Raw genomic sequence first — 20723 nt, forward strand, 5'->3', positions numbered from 1 at the left:
GCGTGCCTCGGCTGTCTAATCGTGGCAGGCGCCGTCATTCCGATACTCTGTGGAGGCCATGGCTAGGGACAGACGCACGCGCAGCTACACCCGCCAGGACCTCAACTACCCCGAGCATCTCCCGGTCACAGGCGAGCGCGACCAGATCCTCGCAGCCCTGGAGGAGAATCAGGTCATCATCGTCGCCGGCGAGACCGGCTCGGGAAAGACGACACAGCTGCCTAAGATGCTGCTTGAGCTGGGCACCCATCACCATGGGCTGGTGGGTCACACCCAGCCCCGGCGCCTCGCCGCCCGATCAGTGGCTGAGCGGCTCGCCGAAGAGCTGGAGACCAGCGTGGGCGACGCGGTGGGCTATCAGGTCAGATTCACCTCCGAAGTGTCGGCCGACACCGACATCAAGCTGATGACCGACGGCATTCTTCTCGCCGAGATTCAGCGTGACCCTCAGCTGAAGAACTACTCCGCCATCATCATTGATGAGGCCCACGAGCGGTCGCTGAACATCGACGTCATTCTCGGCTACCTGCGGCGGCTGCTCCCCCAGCGTCCAGACCTGAAGGTGATCGTCACCTCAGCGACCATCGACCCCGAACGCTTCGCTGAGCACTTCGGGCAGGCCGAGACGTCCGGCGACAACGCACCGGCGCCCATCGTGGAGGTTTCGGGCCGCACCTACCCGGTTGAGATTCGATACCGCCCGATGGGCCGGCCCGAGTCCGAGATCGACGGTGAGCATGAAGCGGCCGATGAGGAGACGGATCCGCTCGAGGCGCTCAGCGCCGCCGTCGTCGAGCTCTCCGAGGAGGACTCAGGAGACATCCTGGTCTTCCTGCCCGGTGAGCGAGAGATCCGTGAAGCGGCAGAGTCTCTCCAGCAGACGGTCAGCGTGCACAGACGGCTGAGCGGCACAGAGGTGCTGCCGCTGTTCGGCAGGCTCTCCTTGGCGGAGCAGCGACGGGTGTTCAGCTCCGGGGGCCGTCGCCGCATCGTCCTGGCCACCAACGTCGCGGAGACGTCGCTGACGGTGCCGGGCATCAAGTATGTGGTGGACACCGGCACGGCGCGCATATCCCGCTACTCGACCCGCTCGAAGGTTCAGAGGCTGCCGATCGAACGCGTGAGCCAGGCGAGCGCCGATCAGCGAGCGGGACGCGCGGGGCGGACCAGCCCCGGCATATGCATCCGCCTGTACTCGCAGGAGGACTTCGAATCCCGGCCGGAGTTCACCGACCCTGAGATTCTCCGGACCTCGTTGGCATCGGTGCTGCTGCAGATGTCCTCGATGGGAGTCGTCCGCACCCCCTCCGAGCTCCTGGACTTCCCCTTCGTCGAGAAGCCCGACTCCAAGGCGGTCACCGATGCGGTGCGCCTGCTCGAGGAGCTGGGCGCACTGGACGGCCGAGGCCGCATCACCACCGTCGGGCGGCAGCTCTCGAACCTGCCGGTGGACCCGCGGATGGGCCGCATGATGGTCGAGGCCGGCCGCAGGGGCTGCCTCACCGAGGTGACCATTCTGGTGGCCGGCCTGTCGATCCAGGACGTGCGGGAGCGGCCCGAGGCTGAGCGGGGGCGGGCTGATGAGCTCCATCGGCGCTTCCAGGACGATGCCTCAGACTTCTCGGCGCTGCTGAACCTGTGGAGGTACATCAGGGAGCAGCAGTCGGAGCTCTCATCGTCGGCGTTCCGTCGGCTCTGCCGGCGTGAACACCTGAACTGGCTGCGCATCCGCGAATGGCAGGACCTCGTGACGCAGCTGGGTGAGGTCGCTCAGCAGTCCGGCCTCTCCGAGCGCCGGATCCGCATTCGAGACGAGATCGACCACGTGGCTGCGCATGACAGCGTCCACCAGTCGCTGCTGGCCGGCCTGCTCTCCCACATCGGCCTGTACAGCCCCCGCACCCGCGACTATCAGGGCGCGCGCGGCACCCGATTCGCGGTGTTTCCCGGCTCCGGACTCTTCAAGAAGAACCACACACTGGTGATGGCCGCCGAACTGGTCGAGACGTCCCGGCTCTGGGCCCGGACCGCGGCGAGGATCGACCCGGCGTGGGCCGAGGATCTGGGCTCCCATCTGGTCAAGCGCTCCTACTCGGAGCCGGTGTGGTCCTCGAAGCAGGGCGCCGCGGTGGCCACCGAGCGGGTGACGCTGCTCGGGGTGCCTCTGATCGCAGACCGCAGAGTCCTGTACGCGAAGATCGATCCCGCCCACGCCCGTGAGGAGTTCATCCGCAGAGCGCTGGTGGAGGGCGACTGGAGCACCCGCCATCACTTCGACAAGCGCAATAGAGCTCGCCTGCAGGAGGTCGCGGACCTCGAGGACCGCACGGGTCGTCGCGACCTTCGCGCCGCCGATCACGAGCTGATCACGTTCTTCGACGCTCGCCTTCCGCGCAGCGTCACAGGCCAGCGAGCGTTCGACGCCTGGTGGAAGAAGGTCCGCCACGAGACTCCTGAGCTGCTGGACCTTCCTGAGGAGGCGGTGTACCGGCCCGAGGCCGACCAGGTGGACCTGGACGCCTTCCCCAGCAGCTTCGACCACGACGGTCTGGACCTGGAGCTCATCTACGCGTACGAGGCGGGAGTGACCGTCAAGGTCCCTGTCCTCTTCCTCAACCAGCTCCAGCCCCACCGCTTCCAATGGTTCATCCCGGGACGGCGCACCGAGATGATCACTGCGCTGATCCGTTCGATGCCGAAGCAGCTTCGGAAGAACTTCGTGCCGGCCCCCGACGTCGCCCGTCAGGCCAGGGAGCTCCTGGAGGCCGAGCACGACATTCCCCAAGATCCCTTCGTGCCCGCGCTGACCTCAGCTCTTCGGCGCCTCAAGGGCGTCGTGGTGGATGCCGAGGACATCGATCTGCACGCGCTCCCCGAGTCCCTGCGCTTCACGTTCGCGGTGACGTCCGAGAAGGGCAGAACGCTGGACAGCTCGGCGGATCTGGAGGAGCTCCAGGTGCGCTTCAGCGGGGAGAACCGTGAGGCCATCGGTCGGTCCGTGACCGGCGGGGGCGCCGGGGCAGCCCCCTCGCCCTCTCCGAGCCGGCAGGCATCGGGCAGGGAGCGCTCCAGCCGGGGCCGGCCATCTGTCCTCGGCGCGGACACGACGGCGCGCCATCAGAAGTCCTGGACCTTCGGGGACATTCCCCGGACGGTCACGTCGACGGTGGACGGACGCGAAGTCACGGGCTACCCCGCCCTGGCCCGAGACGAGGACGGCGTCCGGCTGAGCATCCAGGACTCGGAAGCAGCTCAGGCACGGTCCCACCGCGAGGGGCTCGTGGCTCTCCTGCGGCATGTGCTTCCGTCGCCTCAGCGCTATGTCGTCGATCATCTGTCGAACCGCGAGAGGCTGGCGTTCGGCCAGTTCGGGGAGATCGAGGGGGTCGTCGCGGAATCCACCACGGCGACTCTGAGCCACCTGGTTCCGGGGTCATCCGAAAGCGCTGAGGAGCTGCCGTTCACGGCCGCCGACTTCGAGGCAGTCTCCCGCCGCGCACGAGCCGAACTCATCGAGGCGGTGCTGACGCTGACCGATGCTGTGGCCCAGGCACTCACCCTCAGCACAGAGGTCCGCGCACAGTTGGACCGCGTGAGCTCGAAGGCGCTCACCGCCCAGGTCAGCGATATGCGCGCACAGCTTGATCACCTCCTCCATCCGTCCTTCGTCACGGAGACCGGCTACCGCCAGCTGCAGCACGTTCCGCGCTATCTCAAGGGTGCCGCGGTGCGGCTGGACCGACTGAGCCAGGGGGCGTCCGTGGCGAAGGACACCACAGATATGCAGGCGGTCCAGGAGCTTGAGGATGAGTACGACGCGGCGGTTGAGGCCGTGCCGCCCCAGCTGCCGGTGCCGGAGAGCCTTGCGGGGGTGAAGTGGATGATCGAGGAGCTGCGGGTGAGTCTCTTCGCTCAGCAGCTGGGCACCGTGCAGACCGTGAGCGCGAAGCGGATTCGCAGGGCGATCAAGCAGAGTCGGCGCGCGTAGCCGCTGACCGAGCGGCTGAGGCCCGCGGCATGAGTTGAGAACGAGTCTCAGCAGGCGTACGCTGTCGGGGTTCCCGATACTGGTTCTCATCTGCAGGAGGTCCCCCATGCGCACAGCCCGCACAGCCGCCGTTCTGAGCATCGCGGCCATGGCGCTGACAGCCTGCGCCGGAGACGGCACGGCGACGGATGAGGCCGCCGGCGACGCCGATGTCGACGACACGGGGCTCACCGTAATCTCCAGCATCGACGTCTATGCGGACCTCATCGAACAGATTGCCGGCGGCAGCGTCGACTCGCAGGCGATCGTGGAGTCGACCGCTGTGGACCCGCACTCCTACGAGGCCACTCCTCAGGACCGCCTCGCCGTCGAGAACGCGGATCTGGTGGTGGCGAACGGCGGCGGATACGATTCGTTCATCACGCTGCTCGCCTCCTCCGCCGATATGGAGGATGACCTCTACCAGGTCATCCCCGGAGAGAACGAGCACTCCCACGAATGGGACGGAACCTTTGAGAACGAGCACATCTGGTACGACCTCCTGCAGATGGAGGAGTTCGTCCGCGACTTCGCCGACCGGCTGAGCGATGTCGCGCCTGAGAACGCCGAGGCCTACCAGGAGAACGCCGATGCCCTGGCTGCGGACATCCGGGAGCTGCACGAGCGCAACGAAGCATTGGAGGCAGAGGGCAGAAGCTATCTGGCCACCGAGGCGGTGTCGGGATACCTCCTGGACGATGCAGGCTTCGAGAACCGCACGGAGGAGGAGTTCCTGTCAGCGGTGGAGCACGGCGACGACGTCTCTCCCCGGCTGTACCAGGATTCGCTCGAACTGACCGAAGAGATCGACCTCCTGAGCTACAACCCTCAGACCGAGACCCAGCAGTCGCAGAGGATTCGCAGCCAGGCTGAGGAGAACGGCGTCATCATCCGCGAGTTCACCGAGACGCTCCCTGACGATGCGGCAAACTTCCAGGAGTGGATGAGCGCGAACATCGACACGGTCGAAGAGGCCCTGGCGGAGATGGATGGCTGAGCAGACGCCCATCGTGAGCCTGCAGGGAGCAGGCATCACCTTCGGCTCCCGCCCACTCTGGCAGGACCTGAACCTCGACCTCCGCGCCGGGGAGTTCCTCGCCGTGCTGGGGCCCAACGGATCCGGAAAGTCCACCTTTCTCAAGGTCCTGCTGGGACTTCAGCGGCTCACAGCAGGCACTGCAAAGATCAATGGCGCCCCCGTCAGACGAGGTTCCGCACGGGTGGGATACATTCCTCAGCAGCACCCACTGCCTGCGGACACGCCGCTGCGCGCCCGCGATCTGGTGGCTCTCGGCATCGATGGGCACCGGTGGGGCCTGCCGTTCAGGAGCCGTCGTACCCGCAGCACCGTGGAGTCCCTGCTTGAACAGGTCGGGGCTCGCCCCTACGCCGATCAGCCGGTGGGCCTGCTGTCCGGCGGCGAGCAGCAGCGTCTGAGAACCGCGCAGGCACTGGCCGGCGACCCCTCAGCTCTCCTCTGCGACGAGCCCCTTGCCTCGTTGGACCTGCACCACCAGCAGGCCATCACGGAGCTGATCCGTCGGCAGGCTGTGGAGCGCGACACATCCGTCGTCTTCGTCACCCATGAGATCAACCCCGTCATTGAGCACGTCGACCGGGTCCTCTACTTCGCTCGGGGCCAGCATCGCATCGGCACCGTCGACGAAGTGATGCGCTCCTCGGTCCTCTCGGAGCTCTACGACGCACCTGTCGATGTCATCGAGCACAAGGGCCGCCTGGTGGTCATGGCGGAGCATCTCGAGGGCCACCATGGGCATCTCAGCGCTGAGGCCCGGCCGCAGGAAGGGATCATCCGGTGAGCGGCGTCGGATCCTCCTCAGCGCTCGCACTGGTGGACCGCCTGCGCGGCACCTACAGCCTGGACGGGTATTGGGACCTGTTCTCATTGGTGCAGAACTCAGTGATCACGGCAGCGGTGCTGGGCATCATGGGAGGGATCATCGGTGTCTTCGTCTCTCTGCGCCGCGCCGGACTGGTGGTGCACGGAATAGCTGAGATCAGCTTCGCCGGCGCCGCACTCGCCCTGCTGATCGGGGTCGACGTGGTGGCCGGATCAGCCGTCGGCGCGGTCGCGGCGGCCACCCTCATCGGGATCCTCAGCATCAAGGATCGTGAGGTCAGCGCGGTCACCGCCGTGCTCATGCCCTTCGGAATGGGGCTGGGAATTCTGTTCCTGCACCTCTACCAAGGCCGCAGCGCCAACCAGTTCGGGCTGCTGACGGGGCAGATCGTGGGGGTCGATGACATCCAGACTCAGACCCTCGTCACGGTGGCCGTCCTGATCTCATGCGTGCTGGTGCTGGTCTGGCGGCCTCTGCTCTTCGCCTCGGTGGACCCTGAGCTCGCAGCCGCCCGCGGCGTGCGGATCTCGGCGGTGTCCATCGGCTTCATGGTTCTGCTGGGGCTCGCCGTGGCCATGAGTGTTCAGGTCGTCGGCGCACTGCTGGTCCTGTCGCTCCTCGTAGTCCCCGCTGCAGCCGCACTGAAGATCAGCCACCGCCCGCTCACCGTGGTGCTGCTCTCCATGACCTTCGGTGTGACCAGCGCCGTCGCCGGAATCATGATCGCCATCACCGGCACCATCCCCATCAGCCCCTACATCACCACGATCAGCTTCCTCATCTACGTGGTGTGCCTGCTCATCGGACGGCGCCAGAAGGCCAAGCGGCGATAACTGGGGCGGACTATGCCTGGGCCGAGCACTTCTGGCAGAGGCCGAAGATCTCCAGCGTGTGCTGCAGGTCGGTGAAGCCGTGCTCGGCTGCGAGCTCTGTGGCCCAGGACTCCACGTCCGGCGCCTCAAACTCCACGGTGACTCCGCAGCGCCGGCAGACCAGGTGGTGGTGGTGATCCTCACGCTCGCAGAGGCGGAAGATTGCTTCGCCGTCGTCGGGCCGCAGAACATCCACGGTGCCCTCGTCCTGATGGGACTGCAGCACCCGGTAGACCGTGGCCAGGGAGACCTTCTCGCCGCGCTCGTTGAGAATGCGGTGCAGCTCCTGGGCCGAGACGAAGTCCTCCAAGGAGCTCAGCGCAGCCCACACTGCGCGCTTCTGACGGGTTGAACGGCCCTTGGTGGGAGGTGACGTCGTCTCACTCATGGTCCAAGAAGGGTAACAGTGCAGATCTGCTCTGCACCTCGGACGTCCGCCGCCTTAGGCTGGGAGCATGGCCACTGTGTTCAGCAAGATCATCGCCGGTGACATCCCCGGCAGGTTCATCTGGAGCGACGAGACCTGCGTCGGATTCCTCTCCATCAGCCCTCTCGCCTATGGGCACACCCTGGTGGTGCCCCGGCAGGAGGTAGACCGGTGGACCGATGCTTCAGAGGACCTCGTGGCCCACCTGACGACCGTGGCCCACCGCATAGGCTCCGCGCAGGTGGAGGCGTTCGGCTCAGCCCGAGCCGGTCTCGCCGTCGTGGGCTTCGAGATCCCGCACCTGCACCTGCACGTGTGGCCGTCGAACTCGATGGCCGACCACAGCTTCGAGAACGCTCTCGAAAGCCCGGACGAGACGAAGATGGACCAAGCCGCCGCCACGCTCAGGGACGCACTGAGGGACCGAGGCTTCGGAGACAGCGTTCCTGCAGCAGAGTGAGCTGCCGCTGAGGCGCGGCCCCCGCTCGCGGCTCACACCTGGTGCTGACGCCGGGAGTCTCTCGCCTGTGTGGCGTCGTTGATCTCGCCCACGAGGGTCTCCAGCACATCTTCGAGGAAGAGGATGCCGATGGTTCGGCCATGCTCGTCCAGCACACGGCCCAAATGGGAGCCGGATCGCTGCATGGACGCCAGGCACTCACCGAGATCATCAGCTGCGGAGAAGTTGGCCAGAGAGCGTACGGCCGTGACAGGCAGGGAGCTGTCGAATGCTGAGGCGTTCAGCGACATCACGTCCTTGAGGTGCACATATCCGGTATGAGCGCCGTCGCCGTTGAGGACGACGAACCGGGAGAACCCTGTCCGGCCCACGGCCTTCTCCACCTGGCGGGGCGTCACGTCCTCCGGCACCGTCACCACCTGCTCCGCCGTCACCATGACGTCAGCCGCACGATAGCCGCCGAAGTCCAGGGCGCCTGCGATGAGGCCTGCATCATCGGTCACGGTGCCGCCGCGCTTGGACTCATTGACGATCGACTCCATCTCTTCGAGCGTGAAGGTCGATACGACCTCGTCCCGGGGCGTCACCCGCATGGCCCGTAGCGCCAGGTTCGCGAACGTGTTCAGCAGCCAGATCACAGGCATCGTCAGGCGGTACAGCAGCACCATGGGAGGAGCCAGCAGCAGGACCGCCCGATCAGCGACGGAGACCGCGAAGTTCTTCGGGATCATCTCTCCGAAGGTCACGTGCAGGAAGCTCACGAACAGCAGAGCCACGACCAGCGACACCGCGTAGGAGGCCTCATCGGGCAGGCCCGATGCCTCGAACGGCACCTCGAGGAGGTGGTGGATGGCCGGCTCGGCGACGATGAGCAGAAGCAGGGAGCAGACGGTGATGCCCAGCTGGGCAACGGCCAGCATCTGCGAGACGTGCTGCATGGCATACAGGGCGGTGCGGGCCCGCGCCGAGCCGGCCTCTGCCTTGGGCTCGATCTGGCTGCGCCTGGCCGAAAGCACTGCGAACTCCCCCGCCACGAAGAAGGCGTTGCCCGCCAGGAGCACGACGAGCCACAGAAGTCCCATCAGGTCAGCGGTCATCGCTGGTCCCCCACGCTCTCCCGCTCATGCTCTGCGCGTTCCTTCGCCAGCCTCTCAGCCCGCTCCGCGGCTGCCTCATGGGCTGCCCGTCGAGCCTCCGGGTCAGGAATGAAGCGCAGTCGGTCGATGCGCCGACCGTCGAGCCCAGCCACCGCGAGCCGCCCTCCGACCACATCGACCTCATCCCCCACAGCGGCCACCCGGCCGAGCCTGAAGAGCACGAAGCCGGCCGCAGTCTCATAGGCCGGGTCCTCAGGGATCGCGAGCTCGAGAATCTGGTGGTTGATCTCATCCGGCCGCTGCAGGCCTGGGAAGTACCAGTCGCCGTTGGCGGCCTGAAGCACACCCGGAGCGAGCCGGTCATGCTCGTCTGCGACCTCGCCGACGATCTCCTCGATCACATCCTCCAAAGTCACCACACCGGATGTGCCGCCGTACTCATCCTCCACAATGGCCGCCTGCAGAGGAGCATCACGCAGCTCGGCGAGAAGCACATCGACGTGGAGAGTCTCCGGAACGCGGGCAGCCTCCTCCGTCATCACGGTCGCTGCCACCAGGCCTTCGCGCTTGCTGCGCGGAACGGCGACCGCCTTCTTCACGTGTGCCAGTCCGCGCACGTCGTCGACTCCGCCCTCGCCGAGCACCGGGAACCTGGAGTAGCCGGTGCGGCGAGCAGTGTCGATCAGCTCGACCAAGGGGGCCTGCGCGTCGACCGTGACCATGCGCGGCCGGGGGGTCATGACGTCCGCGGCCGTCTGCTCGGAGAAATGCAGCGTCCGGTCCAGGAAGGCCGCAGTGTCCTCGTCGAGGGTTCCGAGCGACGCGGAGCGCCGCACCATGGACGAGAGCTCCTCGGGCGTCCGTGCTCCTGAGAGCTCCTCCTTGACTTCCAGGCCGACCCGGTGGAGCACCTTGTTGGAGAATCCGTTGAGGACGATGATCAGCGGCTTGAAGATCATGGTGAAGACCAGCTGGGGCCTGGCCAGCGCCCGGCCGACGGGGAAGGCCGCCGCCACCGCGAGGTTCTTGGGAATGAGCTCGCCGATCAGCATCGTCATGGCCGTGGCCACGAGCATCGCTGTGACGAGGGAGACGGCGCCCGCCGCTGCATCGGGAACCCCGATCGTTTCCATGGGGCCGGACAGCAGGCTCCCCAGAGCCGGTTCGAAGACGTAGCCGATCAGGAGGGTGTTCAGCGTGATGCCCAGCTGGCAGGAGCTCAGCTGGGTGGACAGCGACTTCAGACACCTCATCAGGGGCACCGCGCGCTTGTCGCCGGTGTCGATGGCGTGCTGCACGGTGGGTTGGTCGAGAGCCACCAATGAGAACTCGACGGCGACGAAGAAGCCGTTGCCGAGGATGAGCAGCAGTCCTATGCCCAGGAGTATCCACTCCACTTAGCGGAGGCACCCCCAGCTGCGTTGTCGATACTCCATAAGGATCAGGATTCTAGCGCAGGAGACGAAGACGATGGTTCTCCGCGCTCACCAGCTGCTCGCGACAGGCTTGCCCTCGTGGAAGCCGGCGGCGGACTGGACTCCGACTGTTGCCTTCTCCCGGAACTCAGCCTGCGTGGAGGCGCCGGCATATGTGAAGGCCGACCGCACGCCCGCGGCGATCTGGTCCACCAGGTCTTCGACGCTGGGCCGGGCCGGATCTATATACATCCGGGAATCGGATATCCCTTCCTCGAACAGGGCCTTGCGTGCCCGCGCGAACGCGCCCTCCCCCTCAGTTCGGGCCTGCACGGCTCGTGCCGACGCCATGCCGAAATTGACCTTGTACTGGCGTCCGGCGTCATCCGTGCGCAGCTCGCCGGGCGCCTCATAGGTGCCGGCGAACCATGAGCCGATCATCACAGCGGAGGCGCCCGCAGCCAGGGCAAGAGCGATGTCGCGCGGGTGGCGCACGCCGCCGTCGGCCCAGATCCGGGCACCTGCGGCATGGGCAGCCTCGGCGCACTCGATCACGGCACTCAGCTGGGGCCGTCCCACAGCCGTCATCATGCGGGTGGTGCACATGGCGCCGGGGCCGACTCCCACCTTGATGATGTCTGCGCCCGACTCGATCAGATCGGCAGCGCCCTCGCCGGTCACCACGTTCCCGGCCACCAGGGGCACATCGGGGTAGGCGCGCAGCGCCGAGCGCACCGCAGCGACCGCATCCAGCGTCTTCTGCTGGTGACCGTGGGCAGTGTCCACCACCAGCACATCTGCTCCCGCAGCGAGCAGCGTCTCGGCCCGTGCGGAGACGTCGCCGTTGATACCGACTGCAGCGGCAGCCTTCAGCCTGCCGTCCCAGTCCAGGTTGGGCGTGTAGATCGTCGAACGCAGAGCACCGGCCGCAGTGAGCAGACCCTCGCCCCCGCCGCTGAGCGACACAGCGGCGCTCTGGGCATCTGCCTCGTGCATGCGCTCGAAGGCGCGCTGCAGCGAGTCCGGGTCGGCGACGTCATCCTCCGTGAGCGTCAGCGCTGCTGCGTCGGCTCCGGCCTTCGCCGGATTCTCAAGAATGGGGTGCTGGGCCTTGACCCAGCGGATGGTCTCGGCCGCCTCAGCGACGGGCACATCCTGAGGCAGCACCCCGAGCCCGCCTCGGCGAGCCATCGTCTCCAGCATCCGCGCGCCGGTCACCGCTGTCATATTCGAAGCCACCAGAGGCGTCGAGCAGCCAGTGCCGTCGTCGGCGGCGAAGTTCACCTGGAAGCGTGAGCCTGCGTCGGAGAACGACGGAATGAGGAACGCGTCGGAGTAGGTGAGATCGTGAGCGGGGGCATTGAGCAGTTTCATCGCGGGACACGATACCGGCGCCGGTGGAATCCCGGTGGCGAAACTCACTATGCTGTACCTCGCACCTCAGACGGGCGGCCAAGGCCCGCTCGCACAGATTAAGCACAGCGACGTGCCGGGAGCACCCCGAGCCGATAGGGAAGAGGCGTATCCACGTGCCAGAACTGACCTCCAGCCGACTTGCAGAAGAGTTCCCCGGGAACGAGTGGCTGGTCGCCGACATCTACGAGAAGTACCGGGATAACCCCGAGTCGGTGGACCGCAAGTGGGCCACGATCTTCCAACGGCTGGAGAGCGAGGGCGCAGAGTCCCAGACCTCGACGAGCGGCTCCTCCGGCACGCAGAAGGAGAGCGCCTCCGACACGAAGGCCGCTCCCAAGGAGGAGGTGACCTCTTCCAAGTCATCCTCCGCCGACACTGAGCCGGACGCCGCCAACCAGCGACCGTCCAAGGCAGAGACCACGCCCAGCACAGCCAAGCCTGCCGAGCCGGAAGCGGCTCAGCGCACTGCCCAAGTATCCCAGCAGACGTCGAGCCAGGGACGGCCCACCGCTCCGACTCCCACCACCCGCAAGGCCGAGACCGGCGCGCAGATTCCCTCTGAGCCGGTGCGCCAGGCAGCCCCCGGCGACAAGTCCAGCGGCGCCGAGGACAAGAAGACCCCCCTGAAGGGCATCTCCAAAGCTATCGCCGCGAACATGGATGCCTCTCTGGAGGTTCCCACGGCCACCACCGTCAGGGCTGTTCCGGCCAAGCTGCTGATCGACAACCGCACCGTGATCAACAACCACCTCAAGCGGACTCGCGGCGGCAAGGTCTCCTTCACCCACCTGATCGGCTACGCCATGATCAGGGCGCTGCGGAAGCACCCTGAGATGAACGTCACCTACGACGTCGTCGACGGCAAGCCGACCATGATCACCCCGGCACACGTGAACTTCGGCCTCGCGATCGATATGCCTCGCCCGGACGGCACCCGTGCCCTCGTCGTTCCGAACATCAAGGGTGCGGAGCAGATGGGATTCGCCGAGTGGTGGGCCGCCTACGACGATGTGGTCAAGCGCGCCCGCGACAACAAGCTCACCCCCGGCGACTACGCCGGCACCACCGTCTCGCTGACCAACCCCGGCGGCATCGGCACTGTTCACTCCGTTCCGCGGCTCTCCAAGGGGCAGGCGGTCATCGTGGGCGTCGGCGCGCTTGAGTATCCGGCAGAGTTCCAGGGCGCGGCAGAGAAGACCCTGAACAAGCTCGCCGTCTCCAAGATCATCACACTGACCTCGACCTACGACCACCGTGTCATCCAGGGCGCCGGCTCCGGCGAGTTCCTGAAGACGATCCACGAGCTGCTTCTGGGCAAGGAAGGCTTCTTCGAAGAGGTCTTCGAAGCGCTGCGCATTCCGTACAAGCCCATCCAGTGGTCCTCGGATGTGCAGGTCAACCCTGAGGACGAGGTCAACAAGGTCGCGCGGATCCAGCAGCTGATCCATGCCTTCCGCGTCCGCGGGCACCTGATGGCTTCGGTCGACCCGCTCGAGTACAAGATGCGCACCCACCCGGACCTGGAGATCGAGACCCACGGCCTGACCCTGTGGGACCTGGACCGCGAATGGCCCACCGGCGGATTCGGGGGCAAGGACACCCTGACACTGCGCCGCATCCTCGGCGTGCTGCGGGACACCTACTGCCGCAACACCGGCATCGAGTACATGCATCTTCAGTCGCCCGAGGAGCGCGACTGGTTCCAGGAGGAGATCGAGCACCCCTACTCGAAGCCCAACCGCGAGGAGCAGTTCCGCATCCTGGGGCGGCTGAATGCGGCCGAGGCGTTCGAGACGTTCCTCCAGACCAAGTTCGTCGGCCAGAAGCGCTTCTCCCTCGAGGGCGGGGAATCGCTGATCCCGCTGCTCGACACCATGCTCTCCGAGGCCGCTGACGAGGGCCTCGACGAGGTGGCCATCGGCATGGCCCACCGCGGCCGCCTGAACGTGCTCACCAACATCGCGGGCAAGACCTATGCTCAGGTCTTCCGCGAGTTCGAAGGCCGCGAGGCCGGGACCGGCTCGGGCGATGTGAAATACCACCTGGGCACCCGCGGAGAGTTCACCTCCGACCGCGGAAACTCCACCCGGGTCTACCTCGCTGCGAACCCCTCCCACCTGGAGGCCGTGAACCCCGTCCTCGAAGGCGTGGTCCGCGCCCAGCAGGACAGGCTGAACCAGGGCAGCGACAGCCTCAGCAGCTTCTCAGTGATGCCCCTGCTCATCCACGGCGACGCAGCCTTCGCCGGCCAGGGCGTAGTGGCGGAGACGCTGAACATGTCCCAGCTGCGCGGCTACCGCACAGGCGGCACGGTGCATGTGGTGGTCAACAACCAGATCGGCTTCACCACAGCGCCCTCCGCAGCGCGGTCCATGACGTACTCCACGGACATGGCGAAGGCCATCCAGGCTCCGATCTTCCACGTCAACGCTGATGACCCAGAGTCTGTGGCGCGCGTGGCCCAGCTGGCCTTCCGCTACCGTCAGCGGTTCAACAAGGACGTCGTCATCGACCTGGTCTGCTACCGCCGACGCGGACACAACGAAGGCGACGACCCGTCGATGACGCAGCCGAAGATGTACAACCTGGTCGAGGCCAAGCGCACTACCCGTCGTCTCTACACGGAGGCACTGGTGGGACGCGGTGACATCACCCAGGAAGAGGCGGACCAGGCTCTGCAGGACTACCGTCAGCGCCTGGAGCGCGTCTTCACCGAAACTCACGCGGCGCAGACGCAGCCGGTGACGACGGTCGAGAGCGGCGAGCGGTCGACGAGCCCGGATCTCGCTCCCACCGCTTCGCAGGAGGAGACCGACACTCCGGAGAGAAGCTCGACGGACACGGCAATCTCCGAGGACCAGCTGGCACACATCGGGGAGGTCCACACCAACATCCCCGAGGGCTTCACCGCGCACCAGAAGCTCAAGGCTCTGCTGGAGCGTCGGGCGAAGATGGCCCGCGAAGGAGGCATCGACTGGGGCTTCGCGGAGATCGCCGCCTTCGGCTCCCTGCTGATGGAGGGCACCGAGGTGCGCCTGTCCGGCCAGGACTCCCGCCGCGGCACCTTCGTGCAGCGGCACGCCGTGTTCCACGACCGCGACACCGGTGATGAGTGGTACCCCGTGAAGAACCTCACGGAGGACCAGGCACGGTTCTTCATCTACGACTCGCTGCTCTCAGAGTACGCAGCTCTCGGCTTCGAATACGGCTACTCCGTGGAGAACCCCAACGCGCTGGTCCTCTGGGAGGCACAGTTCGGCGACTTCGTCAACGGCGGCCAGATCATCATCGATGAGTTCATCTCCTCCGCGGAGCAGAAGTGGGGCCAGCGCTCCTCGCTGGTCATGCTGCTGCCTCACGGCTACGAGGGCCAGGGCCCGGACCACTCCTCGGGACGTCCGGAGAGGTTCCTGCAGCTCTGCGCTGAGGACAACATGACCGTGGTGATGCCCTCCTCCGGCGCCAACTACTTCCACCTGCTGCGCCGGCAGGCTGTTGCTCGACCGCGGCGTCCCCTGATCGTGTTCTCGCCCAAGCAGCTGCTGCGCCTGAAGGCCGCGGCCGACTCGGTGGATGCTTTCACTCAGGGAACGTTCCAGGAGGTCATCCCTGATGATGCGGTCGAGCCCTCGAAGGTCAAGCGCGTGCTGCTGGTCTCCGGTCGTCTGTACTACGACCTGCTGGCGACTCGGACCAAGCGGGACGACAGCACCACAGCCATTGTGCGGCTGGAGCAGCTCTACCCGATGCCGGTCGAGGCGCTCAGGAAGGAGCTGGGCAGGTACCCCGCCGAGGCCGAGGTCGTCTACACGCAGGACGAGCCCTCCAACCAGGGGCCGTGGCCCTTCTTCGGCATGAACTTCGTGCCGCAGCTGGACCACGACGTGCGCCTGATCTCGCGGCCGTCCGGGGCGGCGACGTCAGTCGGGCAGGCCAAGCGTCACGCCAAGGAGCTTGAGGATCTGCTCGGTGAGGCGTTCAGCCACCTGGACTGACCCCGCCCGCTCAGGGGCCCTGCGCCGGCCCTTCAAGCAGCGCTTTCAGCCCTCGCCTTCTGCGGAAGGCGAGGGCTGTAGTGTTTCCGATATGGAGGATGTACACGAGACCCGGCAGATGCGTCTGGTGGCCGTGGGCGATGAGCAGCTGACTGGCCCCGGAGACCCACGAGGCCTGGGATGGTTCGGACGGGTCATATCGAAGACCCCGCTGTCGTCCGTGAATCTGCAGCACTTCGTCCTTGCTGTGCCCGATGAGGGCGTTGAGGCGCTCTCCCAGCGGTGGCAGGAGGAGGCGAGCCGCCGCTTCGGCGAGCAGACGGAGAATTACCTTCTGGTGACGCTCAACGCCCGCGACCTGAGCTCGGCGACCACGTCCGCGCGCGCACGCCTGAACCTGGCCAACATATTGGACCGCGCAGCCCAGGAGGAGGTGCGGTGCCTGGTGCTCGGGCCTGTGCCGACGCTCGACGACGCTATGAACCAGCAGATCGCCGAGCTGAATCGCGCCTGGCAGGATGTCGCCACACGACGCTCCCACACCTACGTGGACGCCTTCACGCCGCTGGTCAGCCACGGCCAGTGGAGGGAGGACCTCGCCGCCAACGATGGGCAGCCTGGGCAGGCCGCCTACTCCCTGATTGCGTGGCTGGTGATGCACAGAGGCTGGTACCGCTGGCTGGGCATACGGGAGCCCCTGCCGAACTGAGTTAGACTGATGCGGCTGTCTATTGAAGGAGGTCTGCTATGAGCAAGCGAGGACGCAAGCGCAGGGACCGCCGCAAGAAGAACGCCAACAACGGCAAGCGGCCAAACACCTGAGCAACAAGCCAAGAAGAAGCCCCGCAGGGCAAGATCCTGCGGGGCTTCTCTCTGTTCGGGTCAGTGTCCGGAGTCGATGCGGATGGTGCTGATCCGCTGCAGGATGGTGACCTTCAGCGTCTCCGGCGCCTCCTCGGTGCAGCAGCGCCGAACGGTGTCCCGGATGACGCACTCGAGGTCGTAGTTGGAGGCGCACTCAGGACAGCCCTCCAGGTGCGACCGCACCTCGCGGATGTCGTCGTAGGACAGCGCCCCGTCGAGGTACTCGTAGATGCGCTCCAAGCGCTGCTGGGCCTCGTCGTCGTCACAGTTCAGGCAGTCCGTCATGGCCTCCGCAGCGCGGGCGGCCTTCTCGGGATCGATGCTCTCACCCATCATTTGCCCTCCTTTCGGCTGAATCCGCGCTCACGGGCGTAGTCGGCCAGCAGACTGCGCAGCAGCTTGCGGCCGCGATGGAGCCTGGACATGACCGTGCCGATCGGGATGTCCATGATCTGCGCGATCTCCTTGTACGCGAATCCTTCGACATCGGAGAAGTAGACCGCTAAGCGGAACTCCTCCGGAATCTTCTGCAGGGCCTCTTTGACGTCGCTGTCGGGGAGGTGGTCCAGCGCTTCGGCCTCCGCCGAGCGCAGCCCTGAGCTGGTGTGCTCGGCGGCCTGCGCCATCTGCCAGTCCTCGACGGTGTCCGTGTTGGCCTGGTGCGGCTGGCGCTGCTTCTTGCGGTAGATGTTGATGTAGGTGTTGGTGAGAATGCGGTACAGCCACGCCTTGAGGTTCGTTCCAGGCTTGTACTGGTGGAACGCCGAATAGGCCTTCGTGTACGCCTCCTGGACCAGATCCTCGGCATCCTGGGGATTGCGCGTCATCCGCATGGCAGCGGAGTAGAGCTGGTCGACGTACTGCATAGCGTCGCGCTCGAACCGCACCCGCCGCGCACGGTCGCTCTCCGCTCCGACGTCGAGCTCCGCATTCTCCGGCGGTTCGGAGTCGATCTCGACGGTCCGGGCGTGGGCGGCGTCAGCTTTGGACTCACTCATCACATCCGAGTCTACTGGCCCGAGCGCACCGTCAGGCTTCTCCAAGGTGGCCACTGTCATATGGGGGACAACGACGACGCCCCGCATGTCATTCCTGTGCTCTTATGGGTAGATTGGGGACGGAGTTGGACAGATCACCTACTGTCGCCGTCGAATTCTAGGAGGATTCCGATGTCCCTGGTCCGCAAAGCTGCCCGCCCCCTGCTGGGAGCCGTCTTCATAGCAAACGGCGTGGACCGCCTGCGCAACGCGGACGAGGCGGCCGAGCAGCTGAAGCCCGTCACCGAGGAGGTCGCTTCGATCGTCCCGCAGGCGGAGGCCGCAGCGCAGAATCCCAAGATGGCCAACTATGTGATCGCAGGCGTCGAGATCACCGCCGGCACGGCCCTTGCCATCGGCAAGTTCCCACGGCTGTCCGCGCTCGCGCTCGCCAAGGTCCACGCCCTGGAGGCTTACGCGGAGTACCGCACGGCCTCGCTCGAGACATCGGACGACGTCACCGCGCAGCGCAAGTCTCTGGTGAAGAACCTGGGCATCCTGGGCGGTCTGGGCCTGGCCTCCGTGGATCTCAACGGCAAGCCTTCCCTGGCATGGAGGGCCGAGCACATCGCGAAGAGCTCCAAGAAGAAGGGCGCGCGCTTCGGCGAGAAGACCGTGAAGCGGGCTGAGGGTCTGGGCGCCGATGCCTCCAAGGCGCTGAAGTCCCTGGAGAACGACGCCAAGAAGCAGTTCAAGGCGGCCGAGAAGAAGGCCTCTCAGACGGCCCGCTCGGCGGCGAAGAAGGCCGAGAAGGCCGCGAATACCACGAAGAAGCGGGTCTCCTGAATTTGAAGGCTGCTGCTCACACCCCGGTGCCCCCGTTCTGGAATGCTCCCAGGCCGGGGGCACCGGTGCGTGGGCAGGTGTCTGTTCCGGCGTCGAAGTCGCTGACGAACCGGTTCCTTCTGCTCGCAGGCTTGGGCCGAGGCCCTGCCACCGTGATCAATCCGCTGAGGTCGCGGGATTCGGATCTCATGCTCGCCGGGCTGGAGGTGCTGGGCGCCTCGGTCGAGCGCATGCCGGACACGGAGGGTGAGGAGACGCTGCGGGTCTCCCCCATCGTGTGGGACGCCCCCGATGATGGCAGTCCGGCCGAGATCGACTGCGGACTCGCCGGCACCGTCATGCGCTTCCTTCCGGCGGTTGCGGCTCTCACGGGCCGGGCAGTGCGCTTCGACGGTGACCCTGAAGCGCGCGTTCGCCCGATGGGAGCGGTGCTCGACGGCCTGCGCGCATTGGGGGCAGAGATCGAGGAGCACGGAGAGCCCGGGTTCCTGCCCTTCACGGTGCATCCCCCCGCAGGGGGCGTCGTCGGCGGCGAGGTCACCATCGACGCCTCTGCCTCCAGCCAGTTTGTCTCCGGGCTGCTCCTGGCCGCGCCCCTGTTCCGCGAGGGGCTCACGCTGCGCCATTCGGGGGCGCAGGTTCCCTCGCTCGAGCACGTGGAGATGACGATGGCGGTTCTTCAGGAGGTGGGTGCTCGCGCATCGTCTCCGGCCCCGTTCGCCTGGCGGGTGGAGCCGGGCGAGATCACCGGCTTTACAGTGCGTGTGGAGCCTGACCTGTCGAACGCGGGCCCCTTCCTCTGCGCGGCAGCTCTGACGGCGGGCGAGGTCTCGATGGAGGGCTGGCCGCTGGAGTCGACGCAGATCGGCCGGCGCTGGCCCCGGCTGCTGGAGGATTTCGGCTGTGAGACGACTCTTGCACCTACCTCGGAGAGCACCGGCACCCTGACGGTGCGCGGCCCCGAGAGGCTGGTCAGCCCCGGAACGGTGGACGGCACCGCCGAGCTGACCCCGACGGTGGCTGCTCTGGCCGCCGCGGCGGACGGCGAGACGACGTTCACCTCGGTGCAGCACCTCCGAGGCCACGAGACAGACCGGCTTGCGGCGCTCGTGGCGGAGATCCGTCGCCTGGGCGGATCCGCGGAGGAGACTGAGGATGGATTCCGCGTCACGGCCCCCGCGCAGCATGGGACCGTGGTCTGTGCCTACGCGGATCATCGTATGGCGACGTTCGGCGCCATGATGGGACTCGTTCTCGATGGTGTGGAGGTCGACGACATCGGCACCACAGCGAAGACGATGCCGGATTTCCCCGCGCGCTGGGCGGCATTGGTCAGCTGACGCTATGAGCAAGTGGGACAGCTGGGATGAGTCTCGGGCCAGGATTCGGCCCAATAAGAAGGGATCCCGCCCGCGCACGAAGGACGCCCCGTCGCATCTCGATGCTGAGCTGGGCAGGGTGGTCCAGGTGGATCGGGGCCGGTACACCGTGTCGATGCTTGATGACTCCCGCCCGGTCACGGCCATGCGAGGCAAGGCCATGCGTCGCTCGGCGGAGGGCCGGACGCCTGTGGTCGCGGGTGACGTGGTGGGGTTGGTCGGCGACACCTCGGGCAACGAGGGCTCGCTGGCACGTCTGGTCCGGATCGAGGAGCGGTCCTCGCTGCTGCGCCGCTCCGCAGACGACACCGACGATGCGGAGCGAGTCATCGTGGCCAACGCCGACCAACTTCTGATTGTGGTGGCTGCGGCTGACCCGGAGCCGCGGACCGGCTTCATCGACCGCGCTCTGGTGGCGGCCTTCGAGGCTGGCATTCGGCCGGTCCTTCTCGTCACGAAGGGCGACTTGGCGGAGAGCGCCTCGGATCCTGCAGGGCTGGTGAGCCACTACGGGGGACTGGACCTGGAGATCGTGGTGTCCGCCCGGTCGGGTGCTGACGAGGCGGAGGGCGATGGGCTCGACCCAGCCTCCGTCGCGTCTCTGCGTGAGCTTCTGAGCGGTCATGTGACCGCACTGATCGGGCATTCGGGGGTCGGCAAGTCGACGATGGTGAATGAGCTGACGGGGGCGGATCGGGCCACCGGCGGCGTCAACGCCGTCACCGGGCGCGGCCGGCATACGAGCTCAAGCGCGGTGGCTCTCACACTGGGCAGCACGGGCCTGGTGATCGACACTCCCGGGGTGCGCAGCTTCGGGCTGGCTCATGTTGACCCTGACGATGTGCTGTCCGCCTTCGAGGATCTCGTGGAGGGGTCTGTCGACTGCGAGCCGGGCTGCACGCATGAGTCTCCCGCCGGGGGGTGCGCCCTGGATGCCTATGTGGAGCAGGGCGGTGCCGGGGAGCATGGGCCCGCTCGTCTGGCGAGCCTCCGGGGTCTCCTGAGTTCGCTCGCCGGCGCAGAGGAGGGCCCGGCGGAGAAGAGGCTCGGCGCCTGAGCGCCAGGTCCGCATCACACAGTCTCTGC

At 66.6% G+C, this 20723-nt stretch carries 17 protein-coding genes; 11 read left to right on the top strand and 6 right to left on the bottom strand.

Features of this window, described 5'->3' with window-relative positions; translation table 11 throughout:
* Positions 1-58 precede the first annotated feature (58 nt).
* The 4 genes from hrpA to FS388_RS02165 all read left to right on the top strand — a co-directional run bounded on the left by hrpA (position 59) and on the right by FS388_RS02165 (position 6722).
* Entirely contained in the window at positions 59-3988 is a 3930-nt protein-coding gene (hrpA, locus tag FS388_RS02150) for an ATP-dependent RNA helicase HrpA (protein WP_146339260.1), read from the top strand.
* A gap of 106 nt (positions 3989-4094) precedes the next feature.
* A complete protein-coding gene (locus FS388_RS02155; protein WP_146339262.1) occupies positions 4095-5024 on the top strand; it encodes a metal ABC transporter solute-binding protein, Zn/Mn family in 930 nt (309 codons plus the stop codon).
* Positions 5017-5847, top strand: a complete 831-nt coding sequence (locus tag FS388_RS02160; RefSeq protein ID WP_210410219.1) for a metal ABC transporter ATP-binding protein — start codon at positions 5017-5019, stop codon at positions 5845-5847. Before FS388_RS02155 ends, FS388_RS02160 begins: the two co-directional genes overlap by 8 nt.
* Complete coding sequence (locus FS388_RS02165; protein ID WP_246836268.1) at positions 5844-6722, top strand: metal ABC transporter permease; 879 nt, start codon at positions 5844-5846, stop codon at positions 6720-6722. Before FS388_RS02160 ends, FS388_RS02165 begins: the two co-directional genes overlap by 4 nt.
* Before the next feature lie 10 nt (positions 6723-6732).
* On the opposite strand, the gene FS388_RS02170 is transcribed toward FS388_RS02165, so the two are convergent.
* Complete coding sequence (locus FS388_RS02170; protein ID WP_146339264.1) at positions 6733-7149, bottom strand: Fur family transcriptional regulator; 417 nt, start codon at positions 7147-7149, stop codon at positions 6733-6735.
* Positions 7150-7216: 67 nt separating this feature from the next.
* On the opposite strand from FS388_RS02170, the gene FS388_RS02175 reads away from it, so the two are divergent.
* On the top strand, positions 7217-7648 hold the full coding sequence (locus FS388_RS02175) for an HIT family protein (protein ID WP_146339266.1): 432 nt from the start codon (positions 7217-7219) through the stop codon (positions 7646-7648).
* Positions 7649-7680: 32 nt separating this feature from the next.
* On the opposite strand, the gene FS388_RS02180 is transcribed toward FS388_RS02175, so the two are convergent.
* From FS388_RS02180 to FS388_RS02190, 3 genes are all read right to left on the bottom strand, one after another.
* On the bottom strand, positions 7681-8745 hold the full coding sequence (locus FS388_RS02180; protein WP_146339268.1) for a hemolysin family protein: 1065 nt from the start codon (positions 8743-8745) through the stop codon (positions 7681-7683).
* On the bottom strand, positions 8742-10142 hold the full coding sequence (locus FS388_RS02185; protein WP_146339270.1) for a hemolysin family protein: 1401 nt from the start codon (positions 10140-10142) through the stop codon (positions 8742-8744). The genes FS388_RS02180 and FS388_RS02185 overlap by 4 nt, the downstream gene beginning before the upstream one ends.
* Positions 10143-10229: 87 nt before the next feature.
* The gene (locus tag FS388_RS02190; protein ID WP_146339272.1) at positions 10230-11534 is read right to left on the bottom strand and encodes an IMP dehydrogenase; all 1305 of its coding nucleotides are present in this window, start codon (positions 11532-11534) and stop codon (positions 10230-10232) included.
* A gap of 155 nt (positions 11535-11689) precedes the next feature.
* Between FS388_RS02190 and FS388_RS02195 the strand changes: the two genes are divergently transcribed.
* The 3 genes from FS388_RS02195 (at position 11690) to FS388_RS13405 (ending at position 16393) form a co-directional block, all read left to right on the top strand.
* Positions 11690-15571 (top strand): multifunctional oxoglutarate decarboxylase/oxoglutarate dehydrogenase thiamine pyrophosphate-binding subunit/dihydrolipoyllysine-residue succinyltransferase subunit, encoded by a 3882-nt coding sequence (locus FS388_RS02195; RefSeq protein ID WP_146339274.1) that lies wholly within the window; start codon positions 11690-11692, stop codon positions 15569-15571.
* 91 nt (positions 15572-15662) lie between these two features.
* Complete coding sequence (locus FS388_RS02200) at positions 15663-16280, top strand: GDSL-type esterase/lipase family protein (protein WP_146339276.1); 618 nt, start codon at positions 15663-15665, stop codon at positions 16278-16280.
* Between the two features lie 38 nt (positions 16281-16318).
* Entirely contained in the window at positions 16319-16393 is a 75-nt protein-coding gene (locus FS388_RS13405; protein WP_371708771.1) for a 50S ribosomal protein bL37, read from the top strand.
* 60 nt (positions 16394-16453) lie between these two features.
* On the opposite strand, the gene rsrA is transcribed toward FS388_RS13405, so the two are convergent.
* Positions 16454-16720, bottom strand: a complete 267-nt coding sequence (gene rsrA / locus FS388_RS02205) for a mycothiol system anti-sigma-R factor (protein WP_146341827.1) — start codon at positions 16718-16720, stop codon at positions 16454-16456.
* Positions 16721-16767: 47 nt separating this feature from the next.
* Positions 16768-17433 (bottom strand): sigma-70 family RNA polymerase sigma factor, encoded by a 666-nt coding sequence (locus FS388_RS02210; RefSeq protein ID WP_246836269.1) that lies wholly within the window; start codon positions 17431-17433, stop codon positions 16768-16770.
* Between the two features lie 171 nt (positions 17434-17604).
* Here FS388_RS02210 and FS388_RS02215 point away from each other — a divergent pair, with 171 nt between their 5' ends.
* The 3 genes from FS388_RS02215 to rsgA all read left to right on the top strand — a co-directional run bounded on the left by FS388_RS02215 (position 17605) and on the right by rsgA (position 20694).
* Positions 17605-18258 (top strand): DoxX family protein, encoded by a 654-nt coding sequence (locus FS388_RS02215; RefSeq protein ID WP_168198563.1) that lies wholly within the window; start codon positions 17605-17607, stop codon positions 18256-18258.
* Between the two features lie 77 nt (positions 18259-18335).
* Positions 18336-19598 carry a 3-phosphoshikimate 1-carboxyvinyltransferase gene (aroA, locus tag FS388_RS02220; protein ID WP_246836270.1) on the top strand — a complete coding sequence of 421 codons (1263 nt, stop codon included), beginning with the start codon at positions 18336-18338 and terminating at the stop codon, positions 19596-19598.
* A 4-nt stretch (positions 19599-19602) separates the two neighbouring features.
* On the top strand, positions 19603-20694 hold the full coding sequence (gene rsgA / locus FS388_RS02225) for a ribosome small subunit-dependent GTPase A (protein ID WP_146339280.1): 1092 nt from the start codon (positions 19603-19605) through the stop codon (positions 20692-20694).
* The last annotated feature ends 29 nt before the right edge of the window (positions 20695-20723 follow it).

The organism is Nesterenkonia sp. NBAIMH1, assembly GCF_007922635.1.
GTDB lineage: Bacteria > Actinomycetota > Actinomycetes > Actinomycetales > Micrococcaceae > Nesterenkonia > Nesterenkonia pannonica.

Excerpts from the sequence above, each read along its gene's own strand:
- hrpA (WP_146339260.1), top strand. The coding sequence starts at position 59 with ATGGCTAGGGACAGACGCACGCGCAGCTACACCCGCCAGGACCTCAAC.
- FS388_RS02155 (WP_146339262.1), top strand. The coding sequence starts at position 4,095 with ATGCGCACAGCCCGCACAGCCGCCGTTCTGAGCATCGCGGCCATGGCG.
- FS388_RS02160 (WP_210410219.1), top strand. The coding sequence starts at position 5,017 with ATGGCTGAGCAGACGCCCATCGTGAGCCTGCAGGGAGCAGGCATCACC.
- FS388_RS02170 (WP_146339264.1), bottom strand. The coding sequence starts at position 7,149 with ATGAGTGAGACGACGTCACCTCCCACCAAGGGCCGTTCAACCCGTCAG.
- FS388_RS02175 (WP_146339266.1), top strand. The coding sequence starts at position 7,217 with ATGGCCACTGTGTTCAGCAAGATCATCGCCGGTGACATCCCCGGCAGG.
- FS388_RS02180 (WP_146339268.1), bottom strand. The coding sequence starts at position 8,745 with ATGACCGCTGACCTGATGGGACTTCTGTGGCTCGTCGTGCTCCTGGCG.
- FS388_RS02190 (WP_146339272.1), bottom strand. The coding sequence starts at position 11,534 with ATGAAACTGCTCAATGCCCCCGCTCACGATCTCACCTACTCCGACGCG.
- FS388_RS02200 (WP_146339276.1), top strand. The coding sequence starts at position 15,663 with ATGGAGGATGTACACGAGACCCGGCAGATGCGTCTGGTGGCCGTGGGC.
- rsrA (WP_146341827.1), bottom strand. The coding sequence starts at position 16,720 with ATGACGGACTGCCTGAACTGTGACGACGACGAGGCCCAGCAGCGCTTG.
- FS388_RS02210 (WP_246836269.1), bottom strand. The coding sequence starts at position 17,433 with ATGAGTGAGTCCAAAGCTGACGCCGCCCACGCCCGGACCGTCGAGATC.
- FS388_RS02215 (WP_168198563.1), top strand. The coding sequence starts at position 17,605 with ATGTCCCTGGTCCGCAAAGCTGCCCGCCCCCTGCTGGGAGCCGTCTTC.
- rsgA (WP_146339280.1), top strand. The coding sequence starts at position 19,603 with ATGAGCAAGTGGGACAGCTGGGATGAGTCTCGGGCCAGGATTCGGCCC.